Raw genomic sequence first — 19,911 nt, 5'->3', positions numbered from 1 at the left:
GGGCCGGAGGGCGGCGTCAAAAGTCGCCGTCGGCGACCTGAAACACGGTCAGCCCGAGCGAACGCCACATCCGGACCACCTGCTGCCGGTCGTCGAACACGCCGACGACCCGGTACCGGTCCCGGATCTCCCGCTCGTAGATCTCCTGCTTGACCACGGCGTCCTTCCGTTGGTCACCGATCGCTCGCAGGTGCAGCGCCAGGTAGGGCACCTGCACGTGCCGGGCCAGCCAGGCCACCGTGTCGGCCCGCGCCGAGGCGTCCCGGCCCGAGCAGAAGACCACGCCGTACCCGGCGGCGTGCATCGCCCGCACCGCCGCGATCACCGCCTCGTTCGGTGCGTCCTCGCCGACCCGGGTCATGTCGTACGGGCTGCGCGAGACGTTCAGCGCGACCGTGCCGTCGATGTCGACCAGCACGATGTCGGGGGGTCCGGTCCGCCCCTCCGCCACCCGGGCGGGGCCGCCGGTCCGGGCGGTCGGCACCGGCAACGGCAGCTGCCGGTTCGCCAGGTAGCGCTCGTGCAGCCGGCGGATCGCCGCCTCGCCGACCCGATCCTCCTCGGGACGGGCGGCGTCCCGGCGCAGGCACTCCTCCAGCGGCACGTCGGTGAAGTCGTGCACCTCGAACGCGGCCCCGAACCGTTCGGCCAGCTCCGCCCAGTCCCGCAGGGTGCGCGAGCGCAGGTTGGTGTCGTCCACGCAGACGCTCACCCGGGCGGCCAGCAGCGCCTCCACCTGCGCCCGCTGGACCAGGGTGACCTGCCCCTCGGCCCGCTGGGTGAAGAGCCGTTCGCCGTGCAGCATCCGGCGCAGGTCGTCGCGGTTGACCCGGACCACCTCGGGTTGGAGTTCGCGGGCGAAGGTGGTCTTGCCGGAGGCGGGCAGCCCACGGGTCGCGATCAGGCGGAACATGCCGGTTCACCCCCGTCCGTCCGGTCCCGGTGCCGCCCCGGGTGCCACGGTACGACCCGTGGAATGCCCCCGGACCGGGCGGGAATGCGTACGGCGAGGCGAGCGTTGCGCCTGCCGGACCTGGTGTCCGGCCCGCTCGCCGACTCGGCGGGCGCCCATGGCACACTGGTCAATCGGCCACCGGTTCCGGTTCACGCCCGAGCCCGTCCTGGACGACGGGGAACACGACGGCGACCCGGCGACCACCGACGAAAGGACCGAGGCGACATGAAGCCCAACATCCACCCGGAGTACGTGACCACCGAGGTCCGCTGCTCCTGCGGCAACACCTTCACGACCCGCAGCACCGCCAAGGGCGGTCAGATCAGCGTCGAGACCTGCAGCGCCTGCCACCCGTTCTACACCGGCAAGCAGCGCGTCCTGGACACCGCCGGTCGGGTCGCGAAGTTCCAGCAGAAGTACGCCAAGGTTCAGGCCAAGAAGGCCAAGTAGCTCCGTCGACGACGCCCGTGTCCGGCTCCGTGCCGGGCGCGGGCGTTCGTCCGTTTCCACCCGTTTATTCCCGTCCCTGTCCGGTCGTCGTCGAAGGAGCACCCGCAGCATGAGCAGTGAGCGTCTGGCCGCCCTCCTCGGCGAATACGGCGAGCTGGAGCAGCGGCTGGCCGACCCGGCCATCCACGCCGACCAGGGCACCGCCCGGCGGGTCGGCCGGCGCTACGCCGAGCTGGTCCCGCTGCACAAGGCCGCCGGCGAGCTGGAGCAGGCCCGGGCCGACCTGGCCGCCGCCCGCGAGCTGGCCGCCGAGGATTCGGCCTTCGCCGCCGAGGCGGAGGCGATCGCCGCCTCCCTGCCGGCACTCGAGGAGAAGCTGGCGGAGCTGCTGATCCCGCGCGACCCGCACGACGCCAAGGACGTCATCGTCGAGATCAAGGCCGGGGAAGGCGGCGAGGAGTCGGCCCTCTTCGCCGGCGACCTGCTCCGGATGTACACCCGGTACGCCGAGCGGCGCGGCTGGCTCACCGAGGTGATCGACTCCCAGGACTCCGACCTCGGCGGCGTCAAGGACGTCTCCCTGGCGATCAAGACCAAGGGCGTCCCGGAGGGCGGCAACGGGGTCTGGTCCCGGCTCAAGTGGGAGGGCGGCGTGCACCGCGTGCAGCGCGTCCCGGTCACCGAGTCGCAGGGCCGGATCCACACCAGCGCCGCCGGCGTGCTGGTGCTGCCGGAGGCCGAGGACGTCGATGTCACCATCGACCCGAACGACCTGCGGATCGACGTGTTCCGCTCGTCCGGGCCCGGCGGGCAGTCGGTCAACACGACCGACTCGGCGGTCCGGATCACCCACGTGCCGACCGGGATCGTGGTCTCCTGCCAGAACGAGAAGTCGCAGCTGCAGAACCGGGAACAGGCCATGCGCATCCTGCGGGCCCGGCTGCTCGCGGCGGCCCAGGAGCAGGCCGACGCGGCCGCCTCGGACGCCCGCAAGGCGCAGGTCCGCACGGTGGACCGGTCGGAGCGCATCCGCACGTACAACTTCCCGCAGAACCGGATCACCGACCACCGGATCGGCTACACGGCGTACAACCTCGACCTGGCCGTGGCCGGGGAGCTGGACGGTGTGCTGGACGCCCTCGCCGAGGCCGACCGCGCCGCCCGTCTGGCAGGAGAGACGGATCTCGGCCGCCGCTGACGCCCCGGCCCGGCGCCGCCGGCCGGGTCAGGAGGCTCGGGCGCGGTCCTTGGCGCGGAGCATCTCCCGGTCGGCCAGCTCGAACGCCGCGCCCAGGGCTTCCCGGACGCTCGCCCCGGCGCCCCCGTGCACCTCGGCGAAGCCGATGCTCACCCCGACCGGGGTGCCGGGCACCAGGGACTCCCAGTCCTCGGTGCGGACGGCCGCCTGGATCCGGCGGGCCACCTCCGCCGCCTCGGTCATCTCCGTCTCGGGCAGCACCACCACGAACTCGTCCCCGCCGTAGCGGGCCACGAAGTCGCCGCGCCGCATCACCCGGTTGATCACCCCGGCGATCCGTTGCAGCACCAGGTCGCCCGAGTGGTGGCCGTGCCGGGTGTTCACCGCCTTGAAGCCGTCCAGGTCGCAGACGCCGATCACCACCCGGTCACCCCGGGCCACCACCGCGCCGATGTAGCGCTCCAGCCGGCGCCGGTTGGGCAGCCCGGTCAGCGGGTCGGTGAGCGCCTCGCCCTCGTACCGGGCGGCCTCGCGGCGCATCTCCTCGTGATCGATCCGGGCGGCGATGCCGTCGATGTAGACGTCCCGCAGCCGGTCGCTGCGCTGCGCCGCCAGTCGGAAGGCGTGCCGGTCGGCCCGGTGCGCGGCGGCGTGGTCCCCGGCCCGGGTCAGCGCGACGCTGCGCAGCCGGGGCGCCTCGGCCGCGCCGAGCGTCTCGGTGGAGACGCGGATGGTGTCCAGCCGGGTGACCGCCTCGATCGGCCGGCCGTCGGCGATGGCCAGGCAGACTTGGCCGAGTTGGCGCAGGTCACGGGCGCGGGCGCTGTCGCCGCCGTGCCCGAGCAGTCGGGCGGGGTCGGCGTCGGTGCCGCTGTCCACCCGGTCGCCGAGGGCGGCCCGCCGGGCGGCGGCGTAGCCGTACGCGGCCAGGCTGCTCGGCCGGAGGTTGCCGGCCCGGCCGCTGCGCAGGAACCGGCCGAGGTCGCCCGCCACGTCCCGCAGCACCCGCAGGCAGCCGTCGCTGTCGCCGTTGTGGTCCAGGGCGACCGCGTTGCGCAGCCGGATGCCCGGAGCGGCGAAGGTCTCCTCGGGGATGCCCGCGGTGAGCCCCACCTGGCGGGCGCGCTCGATCGCGCCGAGGGCGTGCCCGTGGAAGCTGAGGTACGAGTACGCCATCGCCAGGTCGTGCCAGCCCCAGGCGGTGTCCCGGTCCGGGTCGTCGTCGGCGGTCAGCGCGCGGGCGGCCTTCACCAGGTGGGTGACGCAGCGGTCCAGCGCTCCCTGGTGGTGCGCGGCGAGCGCGGCGAGGGCGTTGAGGTGCCCGTGCAGGTACGGCTCGGCCAGGTCCCGGACGGCGGCGGACGCCTCCTCGATGGCCCGGGTGAACTCGGCCGTGCGACCGAGATTGATCAGGGCGGAGAGGCGCTGGACGAGCGCGTCGGCCCGGGCGTACGGGTCCTGGGTGGTGCGGATGACCTGGTCGAGCAGGACGCACGCCTCCGCGGAGCGGCTCGCCTCCTGCAGCGCCCGCCCGCGCCGAAGGGCGTCAACCTGGTCTTCGACCCGGTCGAGCCAACCCACTCCGCGACCTCCTTGTCGGTGTGCCGCTGGACGCACCCGCTCGTGATGTGACCCGCGACGTTTCATGATTATGTCGTGACCTCCCTCCCGCAACACCCGTCCGAAGGGACAGACCGCGAGCGTCCCGCACTGGTGGTCGCCCGGGCTGCCCGGGCGCTCGCCGCGGCGGGCGTCGAGGCGCCCCGGGCGGAGGCCGAGATGCTGGCCGCGTACGTGCTGGACGTGCCGCGCAGCCGACTGGCGCTGGCCGACGGTTTCACCCCGGGCCAGCGCGACCGCCTCGACGCGCTGGTGGAGCGGCGGGGCGCCCGGGAACCCCTGCAGCACCTCACCGGCGTCGCCGGCTTCCGGCACCTGGAGCTGGCGGTCGGGCCCGGGGTGTTCGTGCCCCGTCCGGAGACCGAGCTGCTCGCCGGCTGGGCGGTGGAGCAGGGGCAGCGGTACGAGTGTCCGCTGGTGGTGGACCTGTGCAGCGGTTCCGGCGCGATCGCCCTGGCCGTCGCCCAGGAGCTGCCGGCGGCCCGGGTGGTGGCGGTGGAGCGGTCCCCGGCGGCGCTGGCCTGGCTGCGCCGCAACGCCGCCGAGCGGGCCGCCGCCGGGGACACCCCGATCGAGGTGGTCGCCGCCGACGTCACCGACCCGGATCTGCTCGCCGGCCTGGTCGGCCGGGTCGACCTGCTGCTCTGCAACCCGCCGTACGTGCCGCGCTCGGTGGTCGTGGCGCCGGAGGTGGCCGGGCACGACCCGGACGAGGCGGTCTTCGGCGGGGCGGACGGGCTGGACGTGATCCGGCCGGTGGTGGCGCGGGCGGCCGAGCTGCTCCGCCCGGGTGGCGCGCTGGGCGTCGAGCACGACGACACCCACGGCACCGCGGTGCCGGCGCTGCTCGCCGCCGACGGCCGCTACGAGTGCGTCGAGGAGCACCGTGACCTGGTCGGCCGGCCCCGGTTCGCCACCGCGTCCCGCCGGACGGACGGCCAGCACGCCGACCCCGCCGCGGCGTGGCAGACTGGCTCCTCGTGATGCTCTACGACTGTCGGTCGCTCGCTGATCGGGACCGCGGCATCGCCGCTGCCATCGAGGCGGTCAAGAACGGGGAACTCGTCGTCCTGCCGACCGACACGGTCTACGGCATCGGCGCCGACGCCTTCACCCCGTACGCGGTGAAGGCGCTCGCGGACGCCAAGGGTGGCACGCGGCAGGCGCCGCCGGTGCTGATCGGCTCCCGGCACACCCTCGACGGCCTGGTCTTCTCGCTGCCCCGCGCGGCCCGGGACCTGGTCGAGGCGTTCTGGCCGGGTGCGCTGACGATCGTGGTGGAGCACTCCCCGAGTCTGGCGTGGGACCTGGGCGACTCCAGCGGCACGGTGGCGGTACGGATGCCGCTGCACCCGGTGGCGCTGGAGGTGCTCCGGGAGACCGGCCCGATGGCGGTGGCCTCGGCCAACAAGGTCGGCCAGCCGGCCGCGCTCACCGCCGAGGAGGCCCGCGAGCAGCTCGGTTACGGCGTCCGGGCGTACCTGGAGGCCGGCCCGGCCCTGGACCCGGTGCCGAGCACCGTCGTCGACCTCACCGGCGAGGCGCCTCGGGTGCTGCGCCAGGGCGCGGTGTCGCTGGAGAAGCTGCGGGACGTGGTGCCGGACATCCTCGACGAGCGGGGGGTCTGAGTGCCGCCGTTCACCGTCCTGCACGTCTGCATGGGCAACATCTGCCGGTCGCCGATGGCCGAGCGGCTGCTGGTGCTCGCCGTTCGCGAGCGGCTGGGCCGCCTCGGGGTCGATCCGGACTGCTCCGACGAGCTGGTGCACAGCCACAGCGCCGGCACCGGCGGCTGGCACGCCGGCGAGGAGATGAACCCGCCGGCGGCCCGGCAGGTGACCTCGCGCGGCGGTGACGTGGCCGGGTTCGCCGCCCGCAAGCTCCGCTCCGACCTCATCGACGCCGCCGACCTGGTCCTCACCGCCACCGCCGACCAGCAGGAGTACGTGGTGGCGCTGCGCCCGGACGCCGCCGCGCGCACCTTCGTGCTCGGTGAGTTCGGCCGGCTGCTGGGCGCGGTGGAGACGGCCGGCCTGCCCCCGGTCGAGGCCACCCCAGACGCGGTGTACGCCCGGGGCGTGGCCCTGGTGGCGGCGGCGGACGCGGCCCGGCAGGGCGGCTCCGCGCTGCCCACCGACGACCTCGACGACCCGTGGGGCCGGGGCGACCAGTGCTTCAGTCGGGTGGCCGACGAGATCGAGGAGACGGTCCACCCGCTGGCCGCCGCGCTGCTGCCCTGAGGTTCATCCTTTCTCGCGAACTTCCTGCGCGTTTTGTCGAAGATAGCGGCGAAACCACCGATTCAGGTCATTCTGGACGGGTCCGTAAGGCCGGCTCCTGCGGGGAGAGCTGATGAACCGCGCCCGTCTCGACAAGCTGTTCACCGTCATGCTCGCCGGCGTGCTCGCCGGACTGGCCCTGGCCGCGGCAGCGCTGCCGGCCGCGCTGGTGTTCGGGCTCGGCTTCAAGAACCTGATGCCCTACGCGGAGCTGCCGGAGTCGCTGCGCGCGCCGCAGCCGGCCCAGCGCTCCAACCTGTACGCCAACGACGGCCGCACCCTGATCACCTCGTTCTACGTGGAGGACCGGGTGGACGTGCCGGTCAACGAGGTGGCGCCGGTCATGCGGCAGGCCATGGTGGCCGCCGAGGACGTCCGGTTCTACCAGCACCACGGCGTCGACGTCCGTGGTGTGGTGCGGGCCTTCGCGGTCAACGGGCGGGAGGGCACCCGGCAGGGCGCCTCCACGCTGACCATGCAGTACGTCCGCAACGCGCTGGCCAGTGACCCCCGGCTGACCGCGGAGCAGCGGGCCAGGGCCACCGAGATCACCCTGGGTCGCAAGATCCGCGAGGCGCGGTACGCGCTGGCGCTGGAGCGCGAGGTGAGCAAGGACGAGATCCTCAGCCGCTACCTGAACATCGCCTACTTCGGGGCCGGGGCGTACGGCATCGCGGCGGCCAGCAAGCGTTACTTCTCCACCACGCCGGCGCAGCTGACCCTGGCCCAGGCCGCGCTGCTGGCCGGGCTGGTCCGCGCGCCGGCCGCCGACGACCCGATCAACGGCAACGCCGACACCGCCCTGAGCCGCCGCGCGTACGTGCTGGACCGGATGGTGGAGACCGGGCAGGTGGACGCGGCGACGGCGGCACAGGCCAAGGCCGAGCAGCTCGACCTCGAGCCCAGCGCCACGCCGAACGACTGCACCGCGGTGCCCGCCGCGCACAACGACTGGGGCTTCTTCTGCGACTGGTTCACCCAGTGGTGGAACGCCCAGCCCGCCTTCGGCAAGTCCGCGGACGAGCGGCAGCGGACGCTGCGCCGCGGCGGTTGGAAGATCGTCTCCTCGCTCGACCCGGACGTGCAGGGCAAGGCCATGGAGCAGGTGCTGGCGGTCTACGCCAAGACCAACCAGCGCGCCGCACCGACCGCGGTGGTGCAGCCCGGCACCGGCCGGGTGCTGGCCATGGCGGTGAACCGGAACTACAGCGTGGCCGGGAACCCGAACGGGCAGCAGAACTACCCGAACACCGTCAACCAGCTCATCGCCGGGGGCGGCGGGATCGTCGGCTATCAGGCCGGTTCGACCTTCAAGCTCTTCGCGCTGCTGGCCGCGTTGGAGTCCGGCCTGCCCTTGGACACCCGGTTCGACGCGCCGAGCAAGTACGTCACCAGGTACCCGATCGACGGCGGCACGGCGAACTGCGGCGGCCACTGGTGCCCGGCCAACGCCAACCCGCTCTGGATGGACGGGGAGCACACCATGTGGAGCGCGTTCGGCCGGTCGGTCAACAGCTACTTCGCCTGGCTGACCGAGCGGGTCGGCGCGGACCGGGTGGTGGAGATGGCCGAGCGGCTGGGCATCGTGTTCCGCGCGCCCGACGACGCCAAGCTGGCCCGGGACGGCGCCAAGAACTGGGGCGCGTTCACCCTCGGCGTCTCCGCCAGCACCCCGCTCGACCTGGCCAACGCGTACGCCACGGTGGCGGCCGAGGGGGTCTGGTGCCGGCCCACCCCGGTCAGCTCCATCACCGACAGCTCGGGTCGGAAAGTGGCCGCCGGGAGCGCGGACTGTCGCCAGGTGCTCGACACCGACGTGGCCCGGGCGGCCGTGGACGCGGCCCGCTGCCCGGTCGGCGACCAGTCCATGTACCGCCGCTGCAACGGCGGCACCGCCGAGGAGCTCCGGCCCGGGCTGCGTCGGCCACTCGCCGGCAAGACCGGCAGCTCGGAGCGGAACGCGACGGAAACCGTGGTCGCCTTCACCCCGCAGCTCGCCGTCGCCACCATCGCCGCGAACCCGGACGACCCCCGGGACGCCGTCGGCGGCGGGGTGCAGGTCCGGCAGATCGCGGCCGTGGGCCAGCTGCTGGTGTACGCGCTGCGCGCCCAGCCGGTGCTCGACTTCGTCCCGCCCAGCCAGACCGTCGCCTACCGCCGCACCGCCCCCCGCGCCGGCAACTGATGGTCAGGCCGGCTGGGCAACGGTCGTGGCTCACGGTACGTCCCGCAGCCGAGGTGCGGCTCCGTAGACTCCTACGCTGTGGAGAACGCGAGGGAGCCCTTCTGGGGGCCGGACTTCCAGCAGCTGAGCGCCGCCGACCCGGAGATCGCGGGGGTGTTGCTGGGGGAGCTGGAACGGCTGCGTAGCGGCCTGCAACTGATCGCCAGCGAGAACCTCACCTCGCCGGCGGTGCTGGCCGCGCTCGGCTCCACGCTGACCAACAAGTACGCCGAGGGCTATCCGGGCCGGCGCTACTACGGCGGCTGCGCCGAGGTGGACCGGGCCGAGGAGATCGGCATAGCCCGGGCCACGGAGCTGTTCGGCGCCGAGCACGCCAACCTCCAGCCGCACTCCGGCGCCAGCGCCAACCTGGCCGCGTACGCCGCCCTCGTGCAGCCCGGCGACACCGTGCTGGCGATGGACCTGCCGCACGGCGGGCACCTCACCCACGGCAGCCGGGTGAACTTCTCCGGCAAGTGGTTCCACACCATCGGCTACACCGTCCGGCGGGACACCGAGCTGATCGACTACGACGAGGTACGCGACCTGGCCCTCGCGCACCGGCCCAAAATGATCATCTGTGGCGCGACGGCGTACCCGCGGCTGATCGACTTCGCCCGGTTCCGGGAGATCGCCGACGAGGTCGACGCGTACCTGATGGTGGACGCGGCGCACTTCATCGGGCTGGTCGCCGGCCGGGCCATCCCGTCCCCGGTGCCGTACGCCGACGTCGTCTGCTTCACCACCCACAAGGTGCTGCGCGGCCCGCGCGGCGGCATGATCCTCTGCCGGGAGTCGCTGGCGTCCCGGATCGACAAGGCGGTCTTCCCGTTCACCCAGGGTGGCCCGCTGATGCACGCCGTCGCGGCCAAGGCGGTCGCCCTGCGCGAGGCCGCCCAGCCCGAGTTCCGGGCGTACGCCTCCCAGGTGATCAGCAACGCCCAGGCGCTCGCCGACGGGCTGGCCGCCGAGGGGATGCGCCCGGTCTCCGGCGGCACGGACACCCACCTGACCCTGATCGACCTGCGCGAGCTGGGGGTCACCGGCGCGGACGCGGAGGCGCGCTGCGACGCGGCGAGCATCACCCTGAACAAGAACGCCATCCCGTACGACCCGCAGAAGCCGATGGTCGCCTCCGGCATCCGGGTGGGCACCCCGAGCGTCACCACGCAGGGCATGCGGGAGGGGGAGATGCGCCGGATCGCCGCGCTGATCGCCCGGGCGGTGCGGACCGACCCGGAGTCGCCGGGGGGCGCCGACGACCTGACCCGGATCGCCGCCGACGTGACCGAGCTGGTCACCGCCTTCCCGGCGTACCCCCGTGGCTGAGCCGGGGACGCGAGCGGCGGAGGCGGCCGCGGACCGGGGCTGGCGGCTGCGCCACCTGCCGGTGCTGCTGATCGCGACGGCGGCGCTGGCCGCGCCGGCGGCGGTGGTGGGTGGGGTGACCCGCGGCGCGGACGGCGCGCTCGGCGCGGCGGCCGGGGTGGCCGTCACCGCGCTCAGCTACACGCTCACCACCGTCGTGCTGGCCTGGGCCGACGCCCGCGACCCGCAGCTGGTGCTGCCCTTCGGGCTCGGCCTCTACTTCGCCAAGTTCTCCCTGCTCGGTGGGGTGATGGTGCTGGTGGCGTCGACCGGCTGGCCGGGACTGATCCCGTTCTGCCTGGGCATCGCGGCCGGCGTGGTGGTCTGGACCGGCGTGCACATCCGGTGGCTGGCCACGGTGCACGCCCGCCGGGTGTCTCGCTGAGTACACCGCGCGGACATCTGCGGAGTCGATCGACGGCGCTGTCCCATCCTTCGGGCGGCACGCCGATGTGTCCGTGATCGGTCATTCTCTCAGTGGCGAGGGAGGAGTAGCGTGCCTCCAGACGACTTCGCCCACCCGTGTCCCACACAACCAGGTTGTGCGGGGGGTGAGGCACAGCCTCGTCTCCTCGACTGATATCGTTCGCCCCGTCATGGCCGGTGACCAGAAACCCCCCAGCGCTGGCGGCCCGGGCGACTCTCCGTCCGGTGCCGGTCAGGGTTGGACCGCGCTCTCATACCTCATCGGGGGCATGCTCGTCTGGGGTTTCATCGGCTGGCTGGTCGACCGTTGGCTCGACACCGGCGGCATCGCCACCGGGGTCGGGGTCGTGCTCGGCATGGCCGGGGGGATCATCCTGGTCGTCCGCCGCCTGGGCACGCCTACTTAGGAAGGGACGCGGTGTTCGGACAGGCGAACGTCCTGGCTCAGGGCCAGGCGGAATTCCCACCCAGCGTGGAGGACTTCTACCTGCCCAGCATCCTGCCCTGGGGTGCGCACGACAACTACTGGTTCACGAAGATCACGGCCATGGTCTGGCTCGCCGTCGGCGTCCTGATCATCTTCTTCCTGGCCAGCTACCGGAACCCGAAGCTGGTGCCGACGAAGAAGCAGTGGTTCGCCGAGTCGATCTACGGCTTCGTGCGGAACAACATCGCCGTCGACATGATCGGGCACGCGGGGGTGCGGTTCGCGCCGTACTTCACCACGCTCTTCTGCTTCATCCTGCTGACGAACGCGTTCGCGATCATCCCGTTCTTCCAGATCTCGCCGAACTCGCACATCGCCTTCCCGGCGTTCCTCGCCGTGATCAGCTACGTGATGTTCAACTGGATCGGCATCCGGCACCACGGCTTCGTCAAGTACTTCAAGAACTCTCTGATCCCGCCGGCGCCCTGGTACATCCTGCCGCTGCTGATCCCGATCGAGTTCTTCTCGACGTTCCTGGTCCGGCCGTTCTCGCTCGCCGTCCGTCTCTTCGCGAACATGTTCGCCGGCCACATGCTCCTGCTGGTCTTCACGCTCGGTGGCTTCGCCATGATCAGCGCCAACGCCTGGCTGGCGCCGGTCTCGGTGCTGTCCTGGGTGATGACGATCGCGCTCACCTTCCTCGAGTTCCTGGTGATCGTCCTGCAGGCCTACGTCTTCACCGTGCTGACCGCCAGCTACGTACAGGGCGCGCTCGCCGAAGAGCACTGATCCACCGCACCAACCGTTGTCGTCTCGCGTGATCGTCACGCGTGATATCCAGGAGGAACCAACCAATGGACGTTCTCGCCGCGCAAGGTGTAGTTGGCAGCACCGCCGCCATCGGCTACGGCCTCGCCGCCATCGGCCCGGGTATCGGCGTCGGCCTGGTCTTCTCGGCCTACATCCAGTCCACCGCCCGGCAGCCGGAGTCGTCCCGGATGACCCTGCCGTACGTCTGGATCGGCTTTGCCGTCATCGAGGCGCTCGCGCTGCTCGGCATCGCGTTCGGCTTCATCTGGCAGGGCACGCTTTCCTGATCCCGCCCTTTGACCGGGAGGTCTTCCATGTACTTCCTCGCCGCTGAGGGCGGTGGGGCGACCCACAACCCGATCATCCCTGCCTGGCAGGAGATCGTGGTCGGTGGGATCGCCTTCATCCTGCTCTGCGTCGTGCTCATGAAGTTCGTCTTCCCGCGCATGGAGCAGACGTTCCAGGCCCGGGTCGACGCGATCGAGGGCGGCATCAAGCGCGCCGAGGCCGCCCAGGCCGAGGCCAACAAGCTGCTCGAGCAGTACCGGGCCCAGCTCGCGGAGGCGCGTACCGACGCCGCCAAGATCCGCGACGACGCCCGGGCCGACGCCGAGGGCATCCGGCAGGACATCCTCGCCAAGGCGCGTGAGGAGTCCGACCGGATCATCGCCGCCGGCAAGGAGCAGCTCGCCGCCGAGCGGGCCACCATCGTGCGCGAGCTGCGCACCGAGGTCGGCACCATCGCGGTGGACCTGGCCAGCAAGATCGTCGGTGAGTCGCTCGCCGACGAGGCGCGTCGCAAGGGCACCGTGGACCGGTTCCTGAGCGGTCTCGAGAGCACGGGGGCCCGCTGATGCAGGCCGCCAGCCGGGAGTCGTACAAGGTCGCGGCCGAGCGCCTCGACGCGTACGCCCGCGGCGCGGAGCCGTCGGCGGTGGCCTCCACCGCCGACGACATCCTCTCCGTCGCCGCCCTGCTGCGGCGCGAGCCGCGGCTGCGCCGGGCGCTGTCGGACCCGGCGCGCTCGGGCGAGGACCGCACCGGACTGCTCACGGGCATCCTGAGCGGCAAGGTCGGCGCCGACGCGCTCGACCTGCTCGCCGCGCTGGTCTCCGGCCGCTGGTCGGCCCCGTCGCAACTGCTCGACGGCGCCGAGCGGCTGGGCGTCGAGGCGCTCCTGGCGAGCGCCGAGAAGGCCGGCGAGCTGGGTGAGGTCGAGGACGAGCTGTTCCGCTTCGGGCAGGTCGTCTCCGGTTCGCCCGAGCTGTCCAACGCGCTCTCCGACCCGATGGCCCCGGCCGAGCAGCGGGCCACCCTGGCCGACCAGCTGCTCGCCGGCAAGGCCCGGCCGGTCACCGTCCGCCTCGTCGAGGCCGCGCTCGCCGGCTTCGGGGGACGCTCCTTCATCGGGGCGCTCACCCGGCTGGTCGAGCTGGCCGCCGACCGGCGGGACCGTCAGGTCGCGTACGTGACCGTGGCGGCCCCGCTGAGTGACGAGGAGGAGCGACGCCTCGGGGCCCGCCTCTCCGAGATGTACGGTCGGGAGGTCTCCGTCAAGCAGACGGTGAACCCTGACGTGCTCGGTGGGGTGAGTGTGCGGGTCGGCTCCGACCTGTACGACGGCACCGTCCTGCGCCGCCTCAACGAGACCCGCAACGCGCTCGCGAAGCGCTGACCAGCGTCTTAGCAGCCCTGATTCGACGCCATCGGACCGGTCGGTACTAGGTATCCCGGGCCCCTGATACTTAAGGAAGCAGAGGATGGCCGAGCTGACCATCTCGACGGAGGAGATCCGCGGCGCCCTGGAGCGCTACGTCTCCTCCTACACGGCCGACGTCTCCCGCGAGGAGGTCGGCACCGTCTCCGACGCCGGCGACGGCATCGCCCACGTCGAGGGTCTCCCCTCGACCATGACCAACGAGCTGCTGGAGTTCGAGGACGGCACGCTGGGCGTGGCGCTGAACCTCGACGTCCGGGAGATCGGTGTCGTCGTCCTCGGTGACTACGGCGGCATCGAGGAGGGGCAGCGCGTCAAGCGCACCGAGCGGGTGCTCTCCGTGCCGGTCGGCGACGCCTTCCTGGGCCGCGTGGTCAACGCGCTCGGCCAGCCGATCGACGGCCTCGGCGACATCGCGAACGAGGGCTACCGCGAGCTGGAGCTGCAGGCGCCGAACGTGATGTCCCGGCAGTCGGTGTTCGAGCCGATGCAGACCGGCATCAAGGCGGTCGACGCGATGACCCCGATCGGCCGGGGCCAGCGGCAGCTGATCATCGGTGACCGGAAGACCGGCAAGACCACGGTCGCCCTGGACACCATCCTCAACCAGCGGGACAACTGGCGCTCCGGCGACCCGAAGAAGCAGGTCCGCTGCATCTACGTCGCCGTCGGCCAGAAGGCCTCCACCATCGCCTCCATCAAGGGGACGCTGGAGGAGGCCGGCGCGATGGAGTACACCACCATCGTCGCCTCCCCGGCCTCCGACCCGGCCGGCTTCAAGTACCTCGCCCCGTACACCGGCTCGTCCATCGGCCAGCACTGGATGTACGGCGGCAAGCACGTCCTGATCGTCTTCGACGACCTGAGCAAGCAGGCCGAGGCGTACCGGGCCGTGTCGCTGCTGCTGCGCCGCCCGCCGGGCCGCGAGGCGTACCCGGGTGACGTCTTCTACCTGCACTCCCGGCTGCTGGAGCGCTGCGCCAAGCTCTCCGACGAGCTGGGCGGCGGCTCGATGACCGGTCTGCCGATCATCGAGACCAAGGCGAACGACATCTCGGCGTTCATCCCGACCAACGTCATCTCCATCACCGACGGCCAGATCTTCCTGGAGACCGACCTGTTCAACCAGGGCGTCCGGCCGGCCATCAACGTCGGCACCTCGGTCTCCCGGGTCGGTGGCGCCGCGCAGGTGAAGCCGATGAAGAAGGTCGCCGGTTCGCTCCGGCTCAACCTGGCCCAGTTCCGCGAGCTGGAGGCGTTCGCCGCCTTCGCCTCCGACCTGGACAAGGCCTCCCGCGCCCAGCTGGAGCGCGGCTCCCGCCTGGTCGAGCTGCTCAAGCAGCCGAACTACTCGCCGTACCCGGTGCAGGAGCAGGTCGTCTCGGTCTGGGCCGGCACCGAGGGCAAGCTCGACGACATCCCGGTCGGCGAGATCAAGCGCTTCGAGTCGGAGTTCCTGCAGTACCTCCGGCACAAGCACGAGGGCGTCCTGGCCGCCATCGCGGACAACAAGTGGGACGACGAGATCATCGGCTCCCTCGACTCGGCGATCACCGATTTCAAGAAGCTCTTCCTCGGTAAGGAGGAGGAGCCGCGGATCAACGAGGCCCCGGCCAAGGCGCTGGAGGGCGAGGAGGCCCGCGAGACGGTGACCCGCTTCCGCGAGGGCACGACCGACCGCCCGGCTGAGAGCTGATCATGGCCGCCCAGGTACGCGTTCTTCGTCAACGGATCCGCTCGGCGAAGTCGATGAAGAAGATCACCAAGGCGATGGAGCTCGTGGCGACGAGCCGCATCGCCAAGGCCCAGGCCCGGGTGGCGGCGTCGCTGCCGTACGCCAAGGCGATCACCGACGTGCTCACGGCGCTGGCGTCCAACTCCCGGATCGACCACCCGCTGCTCACCCCGCGCGAGCAGGTGCGGCGGGCCGGCGTCCTGCTGGTCACCGCAGACCGGGGTCTGGCCGGCGGTTACAGCACGAGCGCGATCAAGACGGCGGAGTCGCTGATCGCCCGGCTGAAGGCCGACGGCAAGGAGCCGGTGCTCTACGTCATCGGCCGCAAGGGCGTCACGTTCTACCGGTTCCGCAACCGGGACATCGCGGCGAACTGGACCGGCTTCTCGGAGCAGCCGGACTTCGCCGACGCCCGTGAGGTGGGCGAGACGCTGATCAAGGCGTTCACCGCGGGCGCGGACGACGTGAACGGCCAGGCCGGGGCGGACGGGATCGTCGGCATCGACGAGCTGCACATCGTCTACACCGAGTTCAAGTCGCTGATGACCCAGACGCCGGTCGCGAGGATCATCGGTCCGATGCAGGTCGAGGACCGGCCCCGGTCCGAGGGTCTGCTGCCGGCGTACGAGTTCGAGCCGGAGGCGGACGCGCTGCTCGACGCGCTGCTGCCGAGGTACATCAACACGCGGATCTACGCGGCGTTGCTGGAGTCGGCGGCCAGCGAGTCGGCGGCCCGGCGGCGGGCGATGAAGAGCGCCACCGACAACGCCGAAGAGATGATCGACAAGTACACGCGTGAGATGAACTCGGCCCGCCAGGCCGGGATCACCCAGGAGATCAGTGAGATCGTCGGCGGCGCGAACGCGCTGGCCGCGGCGGGAAGTGAAGTGTGATGACTGCCCCAGTAGAGACCAAGACGGCCACGGGTCGCGTGGTCCGGGTCATCGGCCCGGTCGTCGACGCCGAGTTCCCGCGCGACGCCATGCCGGACCTGTTCAACGCCCTGCACGTGAACGTGACGCTCTCCGGCGGCGAGAAGACGCTGACCCTCGAGGTCGCCCAGCACCTGGGTGACAACGTGGTCCGCGCCATCTCCATGCAGCCGACCGACGGCCTGGTCCGCGGCACCGAGGTGCGCGACACCGGCTCGCCGATCACTGTGCCGGTGGGCGACGCGGTCAAGGGTCACGTGTTCAACGCCATCGGCGAGGTCCTCAACCTCCGCGAGGGCGAGACGCTCACCCCCGACGACCACTGGCAGATCCACCGCAAGGCCCCGGCCTTCGCGGACCTGGAGCCGAAGACCGAGATGCTGGAGACCGGCATCAAGGTCATCGACCTGCTCGCCCCGTACGTCAAGGGCGGCAAGATCGGCCTGTTCGGCGGCGCCGGCGTGGGCAAGACGGTGCTCATCCAGGAGATGATCACCCGCGTGGCCCGGAACTTCGGTGGTACGTCGGTCTTCGCCGGCGTGGGTGAGCGCACCCGTGAGGGCAACGACCTCATCGCCGAGATGACCGAGTCCGGCGTCATCGAGAAGACCGCGCTGGTCTACGGCCAGATGGACGAGCCGCCGGGCACCCGGCTGCGGGTCGCCCTCTCCGCGCTCACCATGGCGGAGTACTTCCGCGACGTGCAGAAGCAGGAGGTGCTGCTCTTCATCGACAACATCTTCCGCTTCACCCAGGCCGGTTCCGAGGTCTCCACGCTGCTCGGCCGGATGCCGAGCGCCGTGGGTTACCAGCCGACCCTGGCCGACGAGATGGGCGAGCTCCAGGAGCGGATCACCTCCGTCCGGGGCCAGGCCATCACCTCGATGCAGGCGATCTACGTGCCCGCCGACGACTACACCGACCCGGCGCCGGCCACCACGTTCGCCCACCTGGACGCGACCACCAACCTGGAGCGGTCGATCTCCGACAAGGGCATCTACCCGGCCGTGGACCCGCTGGCGTCCTCGTCCCGGATCCTCGCCGCGGATTTCGTCGGCCAGGAGCACTTCCAGGTCGCCACCGAGGTGAAGCGGATCCTGCAGCGCTACAAGGACCTGCAGGACATCATCGCCATCCTCGGCATCGAGGAGCTCTCCGAGGAAGACAAGATCACCGTGGGCCGGGCCCGGCGGATCGAGCGCTTCCTGTCGCAGAACACCTACGCCGCCGAGCAGTTCACCGGCGTGCCGGGCTCGACGGTCCCGATCAAGGAGACCATCGAGGCGTTCAAGAAGATCAGCGAGGGCGAGTACGACCACTTCCCTGAGCAGGCCTTCTTCATGTGCGGCGGTCTCGAGGACCTGGAGCGCAAGGCCAAGGAGCTGATGGAGAGCTGAGGCTCTCGTCACACTCCACGAAGGCCGCCCCGACGAATGTCGGGGCGGCCTTCGCCTGTTCGGGGCGGTGCAGTAGCAGATGTCCGGTTCTGCGGCAAGCGGTTCGGCAGACCGCGCGGTACCGTTTCGTGACACGACGTCCACGTCATGGGCGTTGATCTCTTGCAACCGAACGGATCCGTGCGCCCGTCTACCAATCGTGGGCGTGACGATTGGAGATGCTCGTGGCTAAGGCCGGCAAGGACGGCGGCAAGCAGTCCATCTGGCGGGGTGTCCCCCGGTGGGCCCGGGTGTGCACCGTCTTCGGCGTGGTCCTCATGGTGCTGAGCGGCGCCACTCTGGTGGGCTACCACACGCTGGTCAACCGCTACGAGGGCGCGGTGGGCAAGGGGGACCTCTTCGGCGACCAGGCGGCCGGCGCCACGGAGAAGAAGAGCAACATCAAGGGCCCGCTGAACATCCTGCTGGTAGGTATCGACCCCCGCAAGCCGGAGACCCCGCCGCTGGCCGACTCGATCATGATCCTGCACGTGCCCGCGAGCCTGGACCGCGGCTACCTCCTCTCGTTGCCCCGGGACCTGCGGGTGGACATCCCCGAGTTCCCCAAGGCCAACTTCTCCGGGCGCACCGACAAGCTCAACGCCGCCATGTCGTTCGGCAGCCGGGTGCCCGGGCAGAACCCGGACGCCGCGCGCGGCTTCGAGCTGCTCGCCAAGACCGTGCAGCAGGTCACGGGGATCGAGCGTTTCGACGCCGGCGCGATCATCAACTTCACCGGCTTCAAGAAGATCGTCGACGCGATGGGCGGCGTCGACATGTACATCGAGCGGGATGTGAAGTCCGAGCACCGGAAGCCCGACGGCACCATGCGCGAGCTGAAGCCGGGCGGTGGGGGCTACCTCGGCCCGCAGGCCGAGTACAAGAAGGGCGACGCCCACCTCAACGGCTGGCAGGCGCTGGACTACGTGCGGCAGCGCTATCCGAAGAACGGCGTTCCGGACGCCGACTACGGCCGGCAGCGGCACCAGCAGCAGTTCATCAAGGCGATGGTCGACCAGGCGTTCAGCGCCGACGTGGCGACCAACCCGGTCAAGCTCGACCGGGTGCTCCGCGCGGCCGGGCAGTCGCTGATCTTCAACGGCCGGGGCAACAGCGTGGTCGACTTCGCCCTCGCCCTCAAGAACATCCGCTCCGACTCGATCGAGACGATCAAGCTGCCGGGCGGCCCCGTCCCCAGCACCGGCGCGTACAAGGGGGAGCGACTGCTGCCTCCGGCCGAGGACTTCTTCGCGGCGCTGCGCAACGAGCAGCTCGACGCGTTCATGCTCGAGCACCCCGACTTCAAGCAGAAGAACAAGTAGCCTGAGCGCCAACGGTCCCCGGCGGGCGTCGGGGCCCGTTGACGTGACGTGGCGCAGCTCTCGCCACCCGCGTTGGGTGACCATCAGGGCCGCGACTAGACTTTCGGCAATCCGCCGCCGCAGCAAGGAGACAGCGTGGCACAGCAGCTTCACGTCGAGCTCGTAGCCGTCGAGGAGAAGGTCTGGTCCGGCGAGGCCGAGATGGTCGTCGCCCGGACGACCGAGGGTGAGCTGGGTGTGCTGCCGGGGCACGCGCCCCTGCTCGGCCAGCTCGCAGAGCCCAGCCAGGTACGCATCAAGCAGGCCGGCGGCCAGCAGCTCGCCTACGACATCGCGGGCGGCTTCCTGTCGGTGACCGGTGAGGGCGTCACCGTCCTCGCCGAGAGCGCCACCCCCGCCACCCCGGCGCGCTGAGCCGACCCGCCGATGGAGATCGTGGAAGGGATCGGAATCGGCGTCGCGGTCGTGCTCGCCGCGCTTCTGATCCTCTTCATCCGGCGGGCTCTGTTCACCCGCAACGGAGGCATCATCCGACTCAGCGTCCGGGTCTCCACGATCCTCGACGGGCGAGGCTGGTCACCCGGCTTCGCCCGTTTCGTCGGCGACGAACTCCGCTGGTATCGCATGTTCAGCTTCGCCCTGCGTCCCAAGCGGGTGCTTTCCCGCAAGGTGCTCGCCGTGGAGCGCCGCCGGCTGCCGGAGGGGCAGGAACAGCTCTCCATGCCGACCGACTGGGTGATCCTCCGCTGTACCAGTAACCACGCGCCGGTCGAGATCGCCATGGCACGGTCCACGGTCACCGGCTTCCTCTCCTGGCTCGAGGCCGCCCCGCCCGGGGCGGTCTCGCCACGTCTGGCCTCCCAGGACTGGCCTGCTGCCTGACCGGTCGTCTGTGGTTCCGTTTGTCTCGGTGGTTGGGGTTGGCGGGTGTGGCCCGCCGTGCCCGGCTCCGGGCGGGCGGGGGGGGTCAGGGGGGGGGGCACGGGGGGGGGGGCGGCGGTGGGGGGGCCGC

The 19,911-nt window shown here is 71.4% G+C and carries 21 protein-coding genes; 19 read left to right on the top strand and 2 right to left on the bottom strand.

Features of this window, described 5'->3' with window-relative positions; translation table 11 throughout:
* Positions 1-16: 16 nt before the first annotated feature.
* Positions 17-913 carry an AAA family ATPase gene (locus ACFYOS_RS00105; RefSeq protein WP_387134145.1) on the bottom strand — a complete coding sequence of 299 codons (897 nt, stop codon included), beginning with the start codon at positions 911-913 and terminating at the stop codon, positions 17-19.
* A gap of 267 nt (positions 914-1,180) precedes the next feature.
* On the opposite strand from ACFYOS_RS00105, the gene rpmE reads away from it, so the two are divergent.
* Both rpmE and prfA read left to right on the top strand, forming a co-directional pair.
* Positions 1,181-1,405, top strand: coding sequence for a 50S ribosomal protein L31 (gene rpmE, locus ACFYOS_RS00100; RefSeq protein WP_073834647.1), 225 nt, complete (start codon positions 1,181-1,183; stop codon positions 1,403-1,405).
* Positions 1,406-1,514: 109 nt separating this feature from the next.
* Positions 1,515-2,603 (top strand): peptide chain release factor 1, encoded by a 1,089-nt coding sequence (prfA, locus tag ACFYOS_RS00095; protein WP_387134142.1) that lies wholly within the window; start codon positions 1,515-1,517, stop codon positions 2,601-2,603.
* Between the two features lie 27 nt (positions 2,604-2,630).
* On the opposite strand, the gene ACFYOS_RS00090 is transcribed toward prfA, so the two are convergent.
* On the bottom strand, positions 2,631-4,184 hold the full coding sequence (locus tag ACFYOS_RS00090) for a diguanylate cyclase domain-containing protein (protein WP_387134139.1): 1,554 nt from the start codon (positions 4,182-4,184) through the stop codon (positions 2,631-2,633).
* A gap of 75 nt (positions 4,185-4,259) precedes the next feature.
* Here ACFYOS_RS00090 and prmC point away from each other — a divergent pair, with 75 nt between their 5' ends.
* The 17 genes from prmC to ACFYOS_RS00005 all read left to right on the top strand — a co-directional run bounded on the left by prmC (position 4,260) and on the right by ACFYOS_RS00005 (position 19,781).
* Positions 4,260-5,207 (top strand): peptide chain release factor N(5)-glutamine methyltransferase, encoded by a 948-nt coding sequence (gene prmC, locus ACFYOS_RS00085; protein ID WP_387134136.1) that lies wholly within the window; start codon positions 4,260-4,262, stop codon positions 5,205-5,207.
* Positions 5,207-5,851, top strand: a complete 645-nt coding sequence (locus ACFYOS_RS00080; RefSeq protein WP_387135189.1) for an L-threonylcarbamoyladenylate synthase — start codon at positions 5,207-5,209, stop codon at positions 5,849-5,851. The genes prmC and ACFYOS_RS00080 overlap by 1 nt, the downstream gene beginning before the upstream one ends.
* Entirely contained in the window at positions 5,852-6,463 is a 612-nt protein-coding gene (locus ACFYOS_RS00075) for a phosphotyrosine protein phosphatase (protein WP_387134134.1), read from the top strand.
* A gap of 112 nt (positions 6,464-6,575) precedes the next feature.
* Positions 6,576-8,687, top strand: coding sequence for a transglycosylase domain-containing protein (locus ACFYOS_RS00070; RefSeq protein ID WP_387134131.1), 2,112 nt, complete (start codon positions 6,576-6,578; stop codon positions 8,685-8,687).
* A 78-nt stretch (positions 8,688-8,765) separates the two neighbouring features.
* Positions 8,766-10,055, top strand: a complete 1,290-nt coding sequence (gene glyA / locus ACFYOS_RS00065) for a serine hydroxymethyltransferase (protein ID WP_387134129.1) — start codon at positions 8,766-8,768, stop codon at positions 10,053-10,055.
* Entirely contained in the window at positions 10,048-10,479 is a 432-nt protein-coding gene (locus ACFYOS_RS00060; protein ID WP_387134126.1) for a hypothetical protein, read from the top strand. Before glyA ends, ACFYOS_RS00060 begins: the two co-directional genes overlap by 8 nt.
* A gap of 211 nt (positions 10,480-10,690) precedes the next feature.
* Positions 10,691-10,927, top strand: coding sequence for a hypothetical protein (locus tag ACFYOS_RS00055; RefSeq protein WP_387134122.1), 237 nt, complete (start codon positions 10,691-10,693; stop codon positions 10,925-10,927).
* Positions 10,928-10,938: 11 nt separating this feature from the next.
* Positions 10,939-11,736, top strand: a complete 798-nt coding sequence (atpB, locus tag ACFYOS_RS00050; RefSeq protein WP_387134120.1) for a F0F1 ATP synthase subunit A — start codon at positions 10,939-10,941, stop codon at positions 11,734-11,736.
* Between the two features lie 65 nt (positions 11,737-11,801).
* Positions 11,802-12,044 carry a F0F1 ATP synthase subunit C gene (locus tag ACFYOS_RS00045; protein ID WP_387134118.1) on the top strand — a complete coding sequence of 81 codons (243 nt, stop codon included), beginning with the start codon at positions 11,802-11,804 and terminating at the stop codon, positions 12,042-12,044.
* A gap of 27 nt (positions 12,045-12,071) precedes the next feature.
* The gene (locus tag ACFYOS_RS00040; protein WP_387134115.1) at positions 12,072-12,611 is read left to right on the top strand and encodes a F0F1 ATP synthase subunit B; all 540 of its coding nucleotides are present in this window, start codon (positions 12,072-12,074) and stop codon (positions 12,609-12,611) included.
* The gene (locus ACFYOS_RS00035; RefSeq protein WP_387134112.1) at positions 12,611-13,432 is read left to right on the top strand and encodes a F0F1 ATP synthase subunit delta; all 822 of its coding nucleotides are present in this window, start codon (positions 12,611-12,613) and stop codon (positions 13,430-13,432) included. The genes ACFYOS_RS00040 and ACFYOS_RS00035 overlap by 1 nt, the downstream gene beginning before the upstream one ends.
* Before the next feature lie 85 nt (positions 13,433-13,517).
* Entirely contained in the window at positions 13,518-15,170 is a 1,653-nt protein-coding gene (atpA, locus tag ACFYOS_RS00030; protein ID WP_387134110.1) for a F0F1 ATP synthase subunit alpha, read from the top strand.
* 2 nt (positions 15,171-15,172) lie between these two features.
* A complete protein-coding gene (locus tag ACFYOS_RS00025) occupies positions 15,173-16,102 on the top strand; it encodes a F0F1 ATP synthase subunit gamma (RefSeq protein WP_387134108.1) in 930 nt (309 codons plus the stop codon).
* Entirely contained in the window at positions 16,102-17,538 is a 1,437-nt protein-coding gene (atpD, locus tag ACFYOS_RS00020) for a F0F1 ATP synthase subunit beta (RefSeq protein ID WP_387134106.1), read from the top strand. Before ACFYOS_RS00025 ends, atpD begins: the two co-directional genes overlap by 1 nt.
* Before the next feature lie 218 nt (positions 17,539-17,756).
* The gene (locus ACFYOS_RS00015; protein ID WP_387134104.1) at positions 17,757-18,899 is read left to right on the top strand and encodes an LCP family protein; all 1,143 of its coding nucleotides are present in this window, start codon (positions 17,757-17,759) and stop codon (positions 18,897-18,899) included.
* Positions 18,900-19,034: 135 nt separating this feature from the next.
* The gene (locus ACFYOS_RS00010; protein WP_265007408.1) at positions 19,035-19,313 is read left to right on the top strand and encodes a F0F1 ATP synthase subunit epsilon; all 279 of its coding nucleotides are present in this window, start codon (positions 19,035-19,037) and stop codon (positions 19,311-19,313) included.
* 12 nt (positions 19,314-19,325) lie between these two features.
* Complete coding sequence (locus ACFYOS_RS00005; protein ID WP_387134101.1) at positions 19,326-19,781, top strand: DUF2550 domain-containing protein; 456 nt, start codon at positions 19,326-19,328, stop codon at positions 19,779-19,781.
* Positions 19,782-19,911: the final 130 nt, after the last annotated feature.

Origin of the sequence: Micromonospora sp. NPDC005806, assembly GCF_042871425.1 — a bacterium.
Lineage (GTDB): Bacteria > Actinomycetota > Actinomycetes > Mycobacteriales > Micromonosporaceae > Micromonospora.
The sequence above is the reverse complement of the archived record's forward strand: the minus strand, read 5'-3'. Positions and strand labels throughout refer to the sequence as shown.

Excerpts from the sequence above, each read along its gene's own strand:
- ACFYOS_RS00105 (WP_387134145.1), bottom strand. The coding sequence starts at position 913 with ATGTTCCGCCTGATCGCGACCCGTGGGCTGCCCGCCTCCGGCAAGACC.
- rpmE (WP_073834647.1), top strand. The coding sequence starts at position 1,181 with ATGAAGCCCAACATCCACCCGGAGTACGTGACCACCGAGGTCCGCTGC.
- prfA (WP_387134142.1), top strand. The coding sequence starts at position 1,515 with ATGAGCAGTGAGCGTCTGGCCGCCCTCCTCGGCGAATACGGCGAGCTG.
- ACFYOS_RS00080 (WP_387135189.1), top strand. The coding sequence starts at position 5,207 with ATGCTCTACGACTGTCGGTCGCTCGCTGATCGGGACCGCGGCATCGCC.
- ACFYOS_RS00070 (WP_387134131.1), top strand. The coding sequence starts at position 6,576 with ATGAACCGCGCCCGTCTCGACAAGCTGTTCACCGTCATGCTCGCCGGC.
- ACFYOS_RS00055 (WP_387134122.1), top strand. The coding sequence starts at position 10,691 with ATGGCCGGTGACCAGAAACCCCCCAGCGCTGGCGGCCCGGGCGACTCT.
- ACFYOS_RS00045 (WP_387134118.1), top strand. The coding sequence starts at position 11,802 with ATGGACGTTCTCGCCGCGCAAGGTGTAGTTGGCAGCACCGCCGCCATC.
- ACFYOS_RS00040 (WP_387134115.1), top strand. The coding sequence starts at position 12,072 with ATGTACTTCCTCGCCGCTGAGGGCGGTGGGGCGACCCACAACCCGATC.
- ACFYOS_RS00035 (WP_387134112.1), top strand. The coding sequence starts at position 12,611 with ATGCAGGCCGCCAGCCGGGAGTCGTACAAGGTCGCGGCCGAGCGCCTC.
- atpA (WP_387134110.1), top strand. The coding sequence starts at position 13,518 with ATGGCCGAGCTGACCATCTCGACGGAGGAGATCCGCGGCGCCCTGGAG.
- ACFYOS_RS00025 (WP_387134108.1), top strand. The coding sequence starts at position 15,173 with ATGGCCGCCCAGGTACGCGTTCTTCGTCAACGGATCCGCTCGGCGAAG.
- atpD (WP_387134106.1), top strand. The coding sequence starts at position 16,102 with ATGACTGCCCCAGTAGAGACCAAGACGGCCACGGGTCGCGTGGTCCGG.
- ACFYOS_RS00015 (WP_387134104.1), top strand. The coding sequence starts at position 17,757 with ATGCTCGTGGCTAAGGCCGGCAAGGACGGCGGCAAGCAGTCCATCTGG.
- ACFYOS_RS00005 (WP_387134101.1), top strand. The coding sequence starts at position 19,326 with ATGGAGATCGTGGAAGGGATCGGAATCGGCGTCGCGGTCGTGCTCGCC.